Below are 13782 nucleotides of genomic sequence, written 5' to 3' on the forward strand. Positions count from 1 at the left end.
GGCTCCAAGAAGGAGTCCCGCGTGGACGAGTACCAGCAGACCATACGCACGTTGTCCGACCGCATCGTCGCCACCCAGACCCCGATCCGCGTACTCGACGCAGTGAAATGGGACGACGGCATCCGCCAGGGCTTCCTCAAGGCCAAGGGCAAGGAGCCACCGGCGGTGGACCGTGCCTACTACCAGAACCGCCCGCTGTCGTTCGACTCCAGCGCGGTGAAGGCCGAGTTCCAGAGCATCGAGCGCGACATCACCCGGCAGTTGGGCCAGTTCAACCCGGTCGGGCAGATCATGCGGCGCATGTGCAAGGAATACCGCATGGTGGTGCGCATGCTCGAGGCACGCGGCACCGAGGACTTCGGGCTGATCTCTCAGGAGCTCTACGGCGCCGCCTCCGACGCCTTCCACGCCGGTGATCCAACCCTGGCCGACCTGGGCCTGATGCTCTCGGACTACCTGAACAACATCGACGGTCGCGGCGACCTGAAGGACGAGCCGAAGAACCTCACGGCCAAGGAAGCGGTGGAGATCCTCCAGCGTCGCCTGAACAAGGTGTTCGGCGAGGCCGAGGAGACCATCCGCGTGTTCGAGTCCGACGGCATCGTTGCCGACGCCGCGGCCGGGGCCGACTACATCAAGGTACGCGCCGACGCCATGTTCAACAGCCGCGACGTGCGCGCCCTGGAAGTGCATGAAGGCCTGGTGCACGTCGGTACCACCCTCAACGGCCTGAACCAGCCGATCTGTACTTTCCTGGCCAAGGGCCCGCCCTCGTCGACGGTGACCCAGGAGGGCCTGGCGATCCTCATGGAGGTGATCGCCTTCGCCTCCTACCCCAGCCGCCTGCGCAAGCTCACCAACCGTACCCGTGCCATCCACATGGTGGAGGAGGGCGCCGACTTCCTGCAGGTCTTCGAGTTCTTCCGTGGCCAGGGCTTCGAGATGGGGCAGAGCTACAGCAACGCCAGCCGGGTGTTCCGGGGCTCGGTGCCCAACGGCCTGCCATTCACCAAGGACTTGTCCTACCTCAAGGGCTTCATCATGGTTTACAACTACATTCAGTTGGCCGTGAAGAAGGGCAAGCTCGAGCAGATCCCTTTGCTGTTCTGCGGCAAGACTACCCTGGAAGACATGCGCACGCTGCGCCAGCTGGTCGAGGAAGGGCTGGTCGAACCGCCCAAGTACCTGCCCGAGCAGTTCCGCGACCTCAACGCGCTGTCGGCCTGGATGTGCTTCTCCAACTTCCTCAACCACCTGAGCCTGGACCGTATTGAAGCCGACTACGCGAACATTCTCTGACGCCTGCCGTCACCTCGTCTTCGGCCTCGGGCTGCTGCTGTTGGGCGGTTGCAGCAGCCTGCTGTTCTATCCCGAGCCCGGTCAGCCGTTCACCCCGCAAATGGCCCATCTGCAGTATCAGGACCTGACCCTCAGCGCCGCCGACGGCACGCGCCTGCATGGCTGGTGGCTGCCCGTGCCGCAGGGTGTCGAGGTCAAGGGAACGGTGCTGCACCTGCATGGCAATGGCGGCAACCTGGCCTGGCACCTGGGCGGCAGCTACTGGCTGCCGAAAGCAGGCTACCAGGTGTTGATGATCGACTATCGCGGCTATGGGCTGTCCCAGGGCAAGCCGACATTGCCTGAAGTCTATGGTGACATCGGCGCGGCGCTGGACTGGCTCGACAAGGCGCCCCAGGCCCAGGGCCGGCCGCTGGTGCTGCTCGGCCAGAGCCTCGGTGGGGCCATGGCCATCCACTACCTGGCCCAGCATCCCGAGCAGCGCCGACGCTTCAGCGCCCTGGTGTTCGATGGCGTGCCCGCCAGCTACCGGGCGGTGGGGCGTTATGCCCTGAGCACTTCGTGGATGACCTGGCCGCTGCAGGTGCCACTGTCGTGGCTGGTGCCGGACGGCGACAGCGCGGTCAATTCGATCGCCCGTCTGGACAGCCCGCCGAAGCTGTTCTTCCACAGCATCGACGACAACCTCGTACCGTTGGACAACGGCCTGCGCCTGTACCGCCAGGCGCCGCCGCCCCGGGTGCTGCAATTGACCCGGGGCGACCATGTGCAGACCTTCGCCGATCCGACCTGGCGTCAGGTGATGCTGCGTTTCCTGGAAGACCCTACCCATTTCAACGGCCTGCGCCGCCTGGCCGAAGTACCTAACTACCCTGACGAGAAGAACAAGCAATGAGTGAAGAACGCAACGCCATCCCGCTGATCCTGACCGGTGTCGGCAGCATCATCGTGACGGTGGGAGCCCTCTGGTACTACGGCTACCTGCATTTCGCCAAGCCCGAGGATGCGCTGTTGCTGCAGGATTTCACCATGCTCAAGACCATTCCGGGGGAAGACTACAAGGTCTCGCTGACGCCGGCGCCACAGGTGGCGCAGTGCATCGATGGCGTGCTGGTGCTGTTCGACACCGAGCAGAAGGGCCTGACCGGGGTGCTGGTGGACAACCGCAAGCGCGCGGTGCGCTGCATGGGGCAGGAGACGCCGCAGCAGGTGCAGTGAGCGTGTCCTGACTTTCAGATGGGGTCGGTGCCAGACCAGGTTTCAAGAGGATGTTTTTTGCGTGGGAGCGGGCTTGCCCCGCGAGGCGTCACCTGCACGATGTTCAATCCCAAGCCATGAAAAACCCCGCCATCAGGCGGGGTTTTTCACTCAAGCACTAGCGATTACTGGATTTGGCTCACCGAACGCGGTGCCACCGGCTGGTTGTCGTTGGAGATGGTCACCTCCACCCGACGGTTCTGCGCGCGGCCCGAGTTGCTGCTGTTGTCGGCCACCGGGTACTCCTTGCCGTACCCCTGGGCGACGATGCGTGCTGGATCGACGCCGGCACGTACCAGTGCCATGCGCACCGCAGCGGCGCGACGCTCGGACAGGGTCTGGTTGTAGTTGGCCGAACCAACGCTGTCGGTGTAGCCCTCGACGATCACCTTGCGCTCAGGGTTCTCCTGGAGGAACTGGGCCAGCTTGGTGACGTTGGGGTAGGCGCTGCTCTTGAGTACGGCCTTGTTGAAGTCGAACAGCACGTCACCGAAGGTCACCAGGGTGCCACGGTCGGTCTGCTTGGCGTTCAGGCTGTCCTGCAGCTTCTTGATCTGCGCGTCGCGGGCGTCCAGCTTGGCCTGGGCGCGCTGGGCGGCGGCGTTCTTGAGTTCGGCCTCGGCGCTACGCAGGGCGATGGTCTGCTTGGCCACTTCGACACGCTGGTTGGTCAGGTAGGCGAGCTGGTCGACTTTTTTCGAGTCCTCGCGATCCATGTAGGCCTTGTCGGCCTTGTTCAGCCAGTCCTGAGCGTCCTTGGTCTCGAGCGCGGCCACTTTGCTCGACTGTGGGTCGCTCTGCAGGGCGGAGAAGTTGGTGCGGGCCGACTCCAGGTTGGCGTTCGGGTCGTGGGAGCAGGCGGCAAGGCCCACGCTCAAGGCCAGCAGGGCGGGAATCATGACGTAGTTGCGCATAGTGTTCATCCTTTGATCGTTAACGAAGGCTCATGAGGCTGGGCAGGGCTCATTCGGCGCTGCGCAGGCCTTCCTCGCGTACGTCGTTGATACCCTGGCGGGCATCCTGTACGGCTTTCTGGGCCTTGGCTGCCTGGGCCTTGCGTTCGGCGACGCGGGCGTCCCATTCGGCTTGTTCGGCCAGCAGCTTGGCCTGGTCGTACTGCTTGTCGTGCATGGCGATCTCGGCCTTCTTGAACTTGTCCTGGGCAGCCTTCATCTCCACCGCGGCGAATTCGGTGCCACCTGCACTGACCGCCGAGTTGACCGCCGATTGGGTCACGGCGTATTGCTCGGTCGGCGGCTTGCCCGCGCAGCCGGCCAGCACCAGGCTGCTGCCCAGGGCCAGCGCGGCCAGCTTGAGCCCGCGCAGGTGAGTGGAGGAAGGTTGTGCGATGCGGGTCTTCATGGTGGTCAACTCCATTGGGTCACTCCTGTTAAACGACGATGCCACGCGGTGGCTATCGCTGTTCCCCTGTGGCCAGCGTCGGGCGCAAAGGCCCGTGTTTACAGGGTTTTGCCGTGATGGCTATTGGCTGTGACCCAGGCATTTTTTGAATAGTTCAGAAAAATTTGCACGCTAAAGGTATTTTTTTCTGACTAATCAGTCAGCGGATTTTTCCTGGAACTTCCGCCGTGGATGACGGTATGCCGGGCTTCGCCCGGCACCCGGAAAGGTTCAGTGCGACGGCTCCTTGCGCACCCTGCCGAGGGCTTGCAGGTGGCGTCGGGAGAGGGCCAGGAAGCGTGGCGTGGGGCCGATATCCTCGTACAGCGGGTCGCCTTCTTCGTCGGTGGCGATCACCTGCTGGCCCTTGATGTAGGGGAAGCTGGCTTCCAGTTCCTCGAGCGCCGCCGCCACCAATTCGCCCAGCAGTTCCTCGGGGCTGCGCTTGGGGTACATGTCGATCAGCGCGGCCAGGCGCGCTTCGGCTTCCATGTCCAGGTGCAGGACATGGCCGGTGGGACTCAGGCGGCCGGCGGCGTTCTGTTCCCAGTGCTCGGCGAGTTGGCGGATTTTCATGATGACCTCTCTGTCAAAGCCTGGTAGTGGCATTGCTTCGGATGTCCTGTGTTCACTTTAGTTGCTCTGGGCGCTTCTGGCTTGCCAGGCGCGGGCGCGAGTGGGCACTCTTGGGCGCATGCGGTTTCCTGGAGTGGAGAAGGCTGATGAGTGATATCGATCTGCGCTTGCGCGAGGATGTGCACCTTTTGGGAGAACTGCTGGGCGAGACCATCCGCCAGCAGCATGGCGAGGCGTTCCTGCAGAAGATCGAGGACATCCGCCACAGCGCCAAGGCCGACCGGCGCGGGCAGGGCGAGCGACTGAGCTCGACCCTGGGCGACCTGGCCGAGGAGGACCTGCTGCCGGTGGCGCGGGCATTCAACCAGTTTCTCAACCTGGCCAACATCGCCGAGCAGTACCAGCTTATCCGGCGCCGCGACGCCGACCGGCCCGAGCCGTTCGAGGCGCGGGTGCTGCCGGAACTGCTGGCGCGGCTGAAGGCGGCGGGCCACGGCAACGATGAGCTGGCCCGGCAACTGGCTAGGCTGAACATCGAGCTGGTGCTTACCGCCCATCCCACCGAGGTGGCCCGCCGCACCCTGATCCAGAAGTACGACGCCATTGCCGCGCAACTGGCCGCGCAGGACCACCGCGACCTCGTTCCCGGCGAGCGCCAGCAGGTGCGTGAACGCCTGCGCCGCCTGATCGCCGAGGCCTGGCACACCGAGGAGATCCGTCGCACCCGGCCAACCCCGGTGGATGAAGCCAAGTGGGGCTTCGCGGTCATCGAGCACTCGTTGTGGCAGGCGATCCCCAACCACCTGCGCAAGGTCGACGCGGCCTTGTTCGAGGCCACCGGGCTGCGCCTGCCGCTGGAGTCGGCGCCGGTGCGCTTCGCCTCCTGGATGGGCGGTGACCGCGACGGCAATCCCAACGTTACGGCGGCGGTCACCCGCGAAGTCCTGCTGCTGGCGCGCTGGATGGCCGCCGACCTGTTCCTGCGCGATATCGACGGCCTGGCCGCCGAGCTGTCCATGCAGCAGGCCAGCGCCGCGCTGAAAGACAAGGTCGGCGACAGCGCCGAGCCTTATCGAGCCCTGCTCAAGCAGCTGCGCGACCGCCTGCGCGCCACCCGTGCCTGGGCCCATGCCTCGCTGACAGGCACACAACCTGCCAGCGCTGCGGTGCTGGTGGACAATCGCGAGCTGATCGCGCCGCTGGAGTTGGCCTACCAGTCGCTGCATGAATGCGGCATGGGTGTGATCGCCGACGGCCCGTTGCTTGACTGCCTGCGTCGGGCGGTGACCTTCGGCCTGTTCCTGGTGCGCCTGGACGTGCGCCAGGATGCCGCCCGGCACCGCGACGCGCTGTCGGAAATCACCGACTACCTCGGCCTCGGTCGCTATGCCGAGTGGGACGAGGAGCGACGCATCACGTTCCTTCAGGCCGAGCTGAACAACCGTCGCCCGCTGTTGCCGGCGCATTTCCAGCCCCAGGCCGAGACGGCCGAGGTGCTCGCCACCTGCCGCGAGATCGCCGCCGCGCCTGCGGCGTCGCTGGGGTCGTACGTGATCTCCATGGCCGGCGCGGCCTCCGATGTGCTGGCGGTGCAATTGCTGCTGAAGGAGGCCGGGCTGACCCGGTCGATGCGCGTGGTGCCGCTGTTCGAGACCCTGGCCGACCTGGACAACGCGGGCCCGGTGATGGAACGTCTGCTCGGTTTGCCGGGCTACCGCGCTGGTTTGCAAGGGCCGCAGGAGGTGATGATCGGCTATTCCGACTCCGCCAAGGACGCCGGCACCACCGCGGCGGCCTGGGCCCAGTACCGTGCCCAGGAGAACCTGGTGCGCATCTGTCGCGAGCACCAGGTCGAGCTGCTGCTGTTCCATGGCCGGGGCGGCACGGTCGGGCGCGGCGGCGGACCGGCCCACGCGGCGATCCTGTCGCAACCGCCGGGCTCGGTGGGCGGGCGTTTCCGCACCACCGAGCAGGGCGAGATGATCCGCTTCAAGTTCGGCTTGCCGGGCATTGCCGAGCAGAACCTCAACCTCTACCTGGCCGCCGTGCTGGAGGCGACCCTGCTTCCGCCGCCACCGCCGGAGCCGGCCTGGCGCGCGTTGATGGACCAGTTGGCCGCCGATGGCGTCAAGGCCTACCGCGACGTGGTGCGCGAAAACCCGGACTTCGTCGAGTACTTCCGCCAGTCCACCCCCGAGCAGGAACTCGGCCGCCTGCCGCTGGGAAGCCGCCCGGCCAAGCGCCGCGCCGGCGGCATCGAGAGCCTGCGGGCGATCCCGTGGATATTCGGCTGGACCCAGACAAGGCTGATGCTGCCGGCCTGGCTGGGCTGGGAAACGGCGCTGAACAATGCCCTGGCACGCGGACAGGGGGCGCTGCTGGCGCAGATGCGCGAGCAATGGCCGTTCTTCCGCACCCGCATCGACATGCTGGAGATGGTCCTGGCCAAGGCCGATGCACAAATCGCCGAGGCCTACGACGAACGTCTGGTGCAACCCGAACTGCTGCCACTGGGCGCGCACCTGCGCGACCTATTGTCGCAGTCGTGCCAGGTGGTGCTGGGCCTGACCGGGCAGCCGGTGCTACTGGCGCACAGCCCGGAAACCCTGGAATTCATCCGCCTGCGCAACACCTACCTGGACCCGTTGCACCGCCTGCAGGCCGAGTTGCTGGCGCGCTCGCGCAGCCGTGAAGCCGCTCTGGACAGCCCGTTGGAGCAGGCCTTGCTGGTGACCGTGGCGGGGATCGCGGCTGGTTTGCGCAATACCGGCTGAGGTCGTTCGAAACCGGTCCCGGTGATGGACGGGGTTGGCCTTGCGCCAACCCGTGACGGCCGGTTGCGCCGGGCGCAACCCGTGCCCCGGCCAGCCGCGGGCGGCCCGTTCCTGGCACTTTTGGACGCTTGTCGGGGGGGCGGGCGCTGTGTATCTTGAGCAGCCTTTTGACCGATTTTACGGTCTCGTCCGATTTTCCGGAGTTGGCCTTGTGCGCCGAATCCGTTGATTTGCAAAGAAAAATATGAGGAGCACAAGATGCGCGTAATTCTGCTGGGAGCTCCCGGGGCCGGTAAAGGTACTCAGGCAAAGTTCATCACCGAAAAGTTCGGTATTCCGCAGATCTCCACCGGTGACATGCTGCGTGCCGCCGTCAAGGCCGGCACCCCGCTGGGCCTGGAGCTGAAAAAAGTCATGGATGCCGGCCAGCTGGTCTCCGACGAGCTGATCATCAGCCTGGTCAAGGAGCGCATCGCTCAACCAGACTGCGCCAACGGCTGCCTGTTCGACGGCTTCCCGCGCACCATCCCGCAAGCTGAAGCCATGGTCGCCGCCGGTGTCGACATCGACGCCGTGGTCGAGATCGCCGTGGACGACGAAGAAATCGTCGGCCGCATGGCCGGTCGCCGCGTGCACCTGGCCTCGGGTCGTACCTACCATATCCAGTACAACCCGCCGAAGGTGGAAGGCAAGGACGACGTCACTGGCGAAGACCTGATCCAGCGCGATGACGACAAGGAAGAAACCGTGCGTCACCGCCTGTCGGTCTACCACAGCCAGACCAAGCCACTGGTGGACTTCTACCAGAAGCTGTCGGCCGCCAACGCCGGCAAGCCGAAGTACAGCCACATCGAAGGTGTCGGCTCGGTCGAGTCGATCACCGCCAAGGTGCTGGCAGCCCTGAGCTGATCCATCACCGTGCGTCACGACGGCCCGCTTGCGGGCCGTTGTCGTTTATACTGCCGCTCTTTTTCCCCTGTCGCCTGGATACCTCGTTCGATGACCACCTTGTTGGCCCTGGATACCGCCACCGAAGCCTGTTCCGTCGCCCTGCTGCACGACGGCAAGGTGACCAGTCACTACGAGGTGGCCCCACGCCTGCACGCGCAGAAGCTGCTGCCGATGATCAAGCAACTGCTGGCTGACTCGGGTGTGGCGCTGAGCGCGCTGGACGCCATCGCCTTTGGCCGTGGCCCGGGCGCCTTCACCGGCGTGCGTATCGCCATCGGCGTGGTCCAGGGGCTGGCTTTCGCCCTCGAGCGTCCGGTGCTGCCGGTGTCCAACCTGGCGGCCCTGGCCCAGGGCGCGCTGCGTGAGCGAGGCGCGCAGCAGGTGGCCGCGGCCATCGATGCGCGCATGGACGAGGTGTACTGGGGCTGCTACCACGCCGAGCAGGGCGAGATGCGTCTGATCGGCCATGAAACGGTGCTGCCACCGGAGCGGGTTGCGCTGCCGCAAGACCTGGAGGGCGATTGGTTCGGCGCCGGCACCGGCTGGGGCTATGCCGAGCGGCTGGCCGTGCAGGTCGCGGCCAGCGATGCCATCGTCCTGCCCAATGCCCTGGACATCCTCACCCTGGCCGGCTTCGCCTGGGCGCGGGGCGAGGCGGTCGCCGCCGACCAGGCGCAACCGGTTTACCTGCGCGATAATGTGGCTACGCCCAAGGCGCGTTGAATGCAGTTCGTCGGCTATCGCCGTTCACGATAAAACCTTTTGCGCGTTCTGTGGTCCAGTTATCAGTTCGGGCATTAGCGAAGGATTCCTGATGCTGCTAAATTGCCATCATTGATCCTGAGTGCCCCTTTCATGCGTATCGACGGCTTCTCCTCACAGAGCTACCCCATCAAGCGTGCGCCTCGCAAGGCGCCGGCGCGTGACGAAGCCATCGACGAAGCCGACGCCGAGATCATCGAGGACATCGACGCGCAGGTCAGCCGTGCCAGCCGTCGCGGCGAGAACCTGCCGGCCCGCCAGCAGGACCTGATCTTCCCCCGTGCCCGCGACCGGCGGACCTCCACGGCGCTGGCCAGCTACCTGACCACTGCCGGCTTCACCGACTGGGAGATGGAAGTGCTGGGGCTGGACCTGTACATTTGATGGATGACGCCATCACCCCTCCCTTATTTTCTCGGTTGCCCATCCTGGGCTGAAAACGCCTGGCGCGAGTACCTGTACCCCGCCGACGCCCGTACCAGCGAGTTCCTCGGGCTGTACAGCCAGGTATTCAACGCCGTCGAAGGTAACACCACGTTCTATGCCCGCCCCGCGCCAACAACGGTAGAGCGTTGGTCGCAGATCATGCCGGCTGGGTTCCGGTTCACCGCGAAGTTCCCCGGGGATGTCAGTCACGCGGGCGACCTGCGCGAACAGCTCGATTCGGCGCTGGACTTCACCCGGCTGATGGCTCCCTTGGGCGAACGCGTGTCGCCTTACTGGCTGCAGTTGCCGGCGATGTTCGGGCCGACGCGGCTCGCAGAGCTTGCGCACTTTCTCGACGAGATCGGCGTGCCGGTGGCGGTGGAGGTGCGCAACGACGCGTTCTTTGCCCGTGGCGAGGAGGAGCGCCAGCTCAATCGCCTGTTGCATGAACGCGGTGTCGAGCGCATCTGCCTGGATCCGCGTGCGCTGTTCAGCTGCGCTTCGCGCGAGCCCGCCGTGCTCCATGCCCAGGCCAAGAAGCCCAAGGTGCCGCCGCGCCCGGCGGCCTTTACCCCGTACCCTCAGGTGCGTTTCATCGGCCATCCCGAGCTCGAGGCCAACGAGCGCTTTCTCACGCCCTGGGTCGACAAGGTCGCCGCCTGGATCGAGGAGGGGCGCCGCCCGTACGTCTTCCTGCATACCTCGGACAACCGTCTGGCCGCGGCACTGGCCCAGCGTTTTCACCAGCGCCTGATGTGCCTGTTGCCAGGCTTGGCGGCGCTGCCTGAATTGCCGCGTGCCCCTGAGGTCGAACAACTGGGGTTACTGTGATCTGACTGTCGGAGGTTGAACCATGGATGTGCAAACCCTGCGAGCCGAAGCCTTCAAGGCACTGCATGAGCGTGATGGCGCGTTCGTCATTCCCAACCCGTGGGATGCCGGCTCCGCACGGTTGCTGGCCAGCCTGGGTTTCGAGGCGCTGGCCACCACCAGTGCCGGGTTGGCGTTCAGCCTCGGGCGGCCGGATGCCGAAGGCGCGCTGACGCCCGAGGAGACCCTCGACAATGCCCGTGCCATTGTCGATGCCACGCCGTTGCCGGTGGCGGCCGATCTGGAAAACGGCTTCGGCGACCTGCCGGAAGACTGCGCCCGGACCATCCTGCGCGCTGGCGAAGCGGGGCTGGTGGGTGGTTCGATCGAAGATGCCAGCGGGCGTAGCGATGCGCCGATCTACGATTTCGAGCTTTCCGTGGCACGGGTGCGTGCCGCCGTCGCGGCCGCCCGCAGCCTGTCCTTCCCCTTCACCCTCTGTGCCCGCGCCGAGAACCTGCTGCACGGGCGCCTCGACCTGGATGACACCATTCGCCGCCTGCAGGCCTATGCCGAGGCCGGAGCGGACGTGTTGTACGCGCCCGGCCTGCGCAGCGTCGACGAGATCCGGGCAGTGGTGCAGGCTGTAGCGCCCAGGCCTGTGAATGTGCTGATGGGCATGCCGGGGGTACCGTTGAGCGTGAATCAGCTGCAGGACCTTGGTGTGAAGCGCATCAGTGTCGGCTCGTCGCTGGCGCGTGCGGCGTTGGGCGCCTTCCAGCGGGCCGCGCTGGAGATCCGCGAGCAAGGCACCTTCGGCTATGGCGAGCAGGCCCTGCCATTTGCCCAGCTCAACGACCTGTTCCGCCGTTGAGGGCCCATGGGTAGAGCGTTGACTGCGTTGCTCAGCCTGCTGTTGGTTGTGCTGCTCGCCTGGTTGATGGGCTGGCGCCCGCCAGCTGCCTGGAACCCCTGGGCCGCTCTGGATATTCGGCAGCCCCCGAATCTGCTGACGCCTTACAAGCTGTCGCGCCTGCGCGACGATCCCGAGCTATGCCGCCAGGCGTTGCAGACCACCACGCTGCGTTACCGACCGCAGAGTGACAGCCCGCCGCAGGCCGCTTGCCCGCTGCGCAACGTCTGGCGTGTGGAGGGTGGGCAGGCGCGCTTGAGCAGCAGTTTCCTCGCCAGTTGTCCGTTGGCGGTGGCCTATGCACTGTTCGAAATGCATGGATTGCAGCCGGCAGCGCAGCGGGTGTTCGGTCAGCCGGTGGCCCAGGTCGATCATCTGGGCAGTTTCGCCTGCCGCAATGTCTACCACCGCAAGCAAGGCCGGCTCAGCCAGCATGCCACGGCCAATGCGCTTGATATCAGTGGTTTTCGTCTGAAGGATGGGCAGCGCATCGTGCTGGCCCAGGACTGGCGGGGAGAGGGCCCCAAGGCTGACTTCCTGCGGCAAGTGCAGGCGGCGGCCTGCGAAAGCTTCAGCACGGCACTGGGGCCGGACTACAACGCCGCGCACCACAACCACTTTCACCTGGACATGGGGTTCTGGCAGATCTGCCGTTGAACTCAGGCGTGCACGCGCACGTTGTTCAGCACCACCGGGCGCGCCCAGTGGATGTCGAACTCCAGGTCGTTCTGCTGCTTGGCCAGGGTCTGCTCGTCGAAGGGTTCGGGCGCAGGGTCGAGCAGATGGGTCTCGAGCTCGGCGATCGGCAGGAACAGCGGCCGTGGCGATGGGCCGGGGCCGGGCTCAGCGATGGGGTGGCCTTGGCTCATGACCACCGGGCGCAGCCAGCTGTTGCTGATGTCGAGCTGGCGCTGTTGCTCGATCAGTTCGACGGTGTCGAAGGGCTCGGGGGCGGGCGGCAGCAGCTTGGCTTCCAGTTCCGCCTTGGGCAGGAACAGGGGCTCGGGCGGGGTTACTTCGGTATCGTGAACCGGCAGGGCGCGCTGGGCGTCGATCAGCGCCAGTGCACGGGCGCCGCCGACTGGTTCGCCGCTGTCCTGGTCGCACTGCATCAGCGCCTGGCTGAAGGAGTCGACTTCGCCTTGCGGCTGCTCTGCCATGGCCCGGGCGAAGAAATCCTGCCACAGATGGCTGACGCCACCCAGTGCCTGGGTATTCTGTCGACCGTAGTTGCCGACGGGCGACAAATAGGTCAAGCCGATGGGAAGAGTGTCTGACATGGCAGTCGCGGACGTTGAGCTCTGGCAGAATAGCGGGATATTGCCTGTATCGGCTCTGGCCGGGGTTTCATTAATTTTTTTCGAGTGCGGGAACGGATGGTAGAGCAGCAGCAAGGCGCAGGTATCAGGGTCGAGGCACTGGCCCCGCAGTTCCAGGCGCAGGCCGAGGCATGGGCCGAGCGGCTGGGCTTGCCGTTGGTCGATGAAGCCGCGGAATTCGCCGTGCAGCTGGGGGACGAAGGGCTGCAGATCCAGCAGCTCGGGCCGCAGGCGCCGGGGCCGGTGCGGGTGGATTTCGTCGAGGGGCAGGCGGCGCACCGGCGGTTGTACGGTGGTGGCAACGGGCAGATGATCGCCAAGGCCGTGGGCATCGCCCAGGGCGTGCGGCCGCAGGTGCTCGACGCTACGGCGGGGCTGGGCAAGGATGCGTTCGTGTTGGCCAGCCTGGGTTGCCAGATGACCCTGATCGAGCGTCAGCCGTTGATTGCCGCGCTGCTGGAGGATGGTCTGGTGCGGGCGCGTGGCGATGAGGAAATTGCTCCGATCGTTGCGCGCATGCGCTTGCTGACCGGCAATGCGATCGAGCGGATGCGGGCTTGGGAGGGGGAGGCGCCGCAGGTGATCTATCTGGATCCGATGTTTCCGCATCGGGACAAGAGTGCGTTGGTGAAGAAGGAAATGCGGGTGTTCAGGCCTTTGGTCGGCGATGACCTGGATGCGCCGGCGTTGCTCGAGGCGGCTTTGGCGCTCGCCACGCATCGGGTGGTGGTCAAGCGGCCGCGCAAGGCGCCTATTATCGAGGGGGCCAAGCCGAGTCATAGTCTGGAGGGGAAGTCGAGTCGGTACGATATATATCCCAAGAAGGCTTTGAAGGCTTGACTGTTGGTTAGTTCGTTAGTTCGTTAGTTTCGGGTGGTGTTTGTTTTTGAAGTTGTAGGCGCATTCATTTGCGATGTCGACGCATAGTCACCTTTCCGCCCTTACGGCGGGTTACTTTGGTCGTGGCCAAAGTAACCAAAGCCGTGGCGCTCCATTCATCCGGCCCTGCGCTTCGCTCCGGGTTCCCTCACTCCGGTCTTGCTCCCGGGAGGACCGCGCTGAACGCCCCATCCTGGGGCGCAGCGCTTGACGGGCATCCATGCCCGTCACCTCCCTCCGCAAGACCTGCGTTCGGCCTCCTGAAGTCGCAATTGGTGTTGCCTGAACTACCGCGCGCTTAGAAGCAAAAGCAAAAACAACGGCAAGGGCAAGGGCAAGGGCAAGGGCAAGGGCAAGGGCAAGGGCAGGATGCCGTGAGTGATTGCGAACCACCGCCCCGGCTCATTGTCCCTAT

15 protein-coding genes are annotated in these 13782 nt (G+C 65.4%); 11 read left to right on the forward strand and 4 right to left on the reverse strand.

Annotated elements, in window-relative coordinates; all coding sequences use genetic code 11:
- The first annotated feature begins 21 nt into the window (after positions 1–21).
- Genes ACVWZ5_RS18205 through ACVWZ5_RS18215 form a run of 3 tightly spaced genes read left to right on the forward strand, consistent with a single transcriptional unit; the run spans position 22 to position 2517 of the window.
- Positions 22–1299, forward strand: a complete 1278-nt coding sequence (locus tag ACVWZ5_RS18205) for a flavohemoglobin expression-modulating QEGLA motif protein (protein WP_028691572.1) — start codon at positions 22–24, stop codon at positions 1297–1299.
- Positions 1271–2194 (forward strand): alpha/beta hydrolase, encoded by a 924-nt coding sequence (locus tag ACVWZ5_RS18210; protein WP_457340775.1) that lies wholly within the window; start codon positions 1271–1273, stop codon positions 2192–2194. Before ACVWZ5_RS18205 ends, ACVWZ5_RS18210 begins: the two co-directional genes overlap by 29 nt.
- Positions 2191–2517: a hypothetical protein gene (locus tag ACVWZ5_RS18215; RefSeq protein ID WP_028691570.1), complete on the forward strand. Its 327-nt coding sequence runs from the start codon at positions 2191–2193 to the stop codon at positions 2515–2517. The genes ACVWZ5_RS18210 and ACVWZ5_RS18215 overlap by 4 nt, the downstream gene beginning before the upstream one ends.
- Positions 2518–2681: 164 nt before the next feature.
- Here ACVWZ5_RS18215 and ACVWZ5_RS18220 read toward each other — a convergent pair whose 3' ends face one another.
- The 3 genes from ACVWZ5_RS18220 to ACVWZ5_RS18230 all read right to left on the reverse strand — a co-directional run bounded on the left by ACVWZ5_RS18220 (position 2682) and on the right by ACVWZ5_RS18230 (position 4533).
- Positions 2682–3470 (reverse strand): OmpA family protein, encoded by a 789-nt coding sequence (locus ACVWZ5_RS18220; RefSeq protein ID WP_062574964.1) that lies wholly within the window; start codon positions 3468–3470, stop codon positions 2682–2684.
- Between the two features lie 49 nt (positions 3471–3519).
- Positions 3520–3933 carry a DUF4398 domain-containing protein gene (locus ACVWZ5_RS18225; protein ID WP_028691568.1) on the reverse strand — a complete coding sequence of 138 codons (414 nt, stop codon included), beginning with the start codon at positions 3931–3933 and terminating at the stop codon, positions 3520–3522.
- 255 nt (positions 3934–4188) lie between these two features.
- Entirely contained in the window at positions 4189–4533 is a 345-nt protein-coding gene (locus ACVWZ5_RS18230; protein WP_062574962.1) for a hypothetical protein, read from the reverse strand.
- A 146-nt stretch (positions 4534–4679) separates the two neighbouring features.
- On the opposite strand from ACVWZ5_RS18230, the gene ppc reads away from it, so the two are divergent.
- The 7 genes from ppc (at position 4680) to ACVWZ5_RS18265 (ending at position 11826) form a co-directional block, all read left to right on the forward strand.
- The gene (gene ppc / locus ACVWZ5_RS18235; protein ID WP_280084102.1) at positions 4680–7307 is read left to right on the forward strand and encodes a phosphoenolpyruvate carboxylase; all 2628 of its coding nucleotides are present in this window, start codon (positions 4680–4682) and stop codon (positions 7305–7307) included.
- A gap of 258 nt (positions 7308–7565) precedes the next feature.
- The gene (gene adk / locus ACVWZ5_RS18240; protein WP_028691565.1) at positions 7566–8216 is read left to right on the forward strand and encodes an adenylate kinase; all 651 of its coding nucleotides are present in this window, start codon (positions 7566–7568) and stop codon (positions 8214–8216) included.
- Positions 8217–8306: 90 nt separating this feature from the next.
- Positions 8307–8981, forward strand: coding sequence for a tRNA (adenosine(37)-N6)-threonylcarbamoyltransferase complex dimerization subunit type 1 TsaB (tsaB, locus tag ACVWZ5_RS18245; RefSeq protein WP_280071463.1), 675 nt, complete (start codon positions 8307–8309; stop codon positions 8979–8981).
- A gap of 132 nt (positions 8982–9113) precedes the next feature.
- Entirely contained in the window at positions 9114–9404 is a 291-nt protein-coding gene (locus ACVWZ5_RS18250; protein WP_028691563.1) for a hypothetical protein, read from the forward strand.
- A gap of 3 nt (positions 9405–9407) precedes the next feature.
- Positions 9408–10277, forward strand: a complete 870-nt coding sequence (locus ACVWZ5_RS18255) for a DUF72 domain-containing protein (protein ID WP_084943548.1) — start codon at positions 9408–9410, stop codon at positions 10275–10277.
- A gap of 22 nt (positions 10278–10299) precedes the next feature.
- Positions 10300–11130 (forward strand): isocitrate lyase/PEP mutase family protein, encoded by an 831-nt coding sequence (locus ACVWZ5_RS18260; protein ID WP_457340776.1) that lies wholly within the window; start codon positions 10300–10302, stop codon positions 11128–11130.
- A gap of 6 nt (positions 11131–11136) precedes the next feature.
- Positions 11137–11826 carry an extensin-like domain-containing protein gene (locus ACVWZ5_RS18265; protein WP_280071464.1) on the forward strand — a complete coding sequence of 230 codons (690 nt, stop codon included), beginning with the start codon at positions 11137–11139 and terminating at the stop codon, positions 11824–11826.
- Positions 11827–11828: 2 nt separating this feature from the next.
- On the opposite strand, the gene ACVWZ5_RS18270 is transcribed toward ACVWZ5_RS18265, so the two are convergent.
- Positions 11829–12449 (reverse strand): energy transducer TonB, encoded by a 621-nt coding sequence (locus tag ACVWZ5_RS18270; protein ID WP_280071465.1) that lies wholly within the window; start codon positions 12447–12449, stop codon positions 11829–11831.
- Positions 12450–12545: 96 nt separating this feature from the next.
- On the opposite strand from ACVWZ5_RS18270, the gene ACVWZ5_RS18275 reads away from it, so the two are divergent.
- Positions 12546–13328, forward strand: coding sequence for a class I SAM-dependent methyltransferase (locus tag ACVWZ5_RS18275; RefSeq protein ID WP_028691558.1), 783 nt, complete (start codon positions 12546–12548; stop codon positions 13326–13328).
- Positions 13329–13782: the final 454 nt, after the last annotated feature.

This window comes from Pseudomonas sp. TE6283 (genome assembly GCF_054060555.1).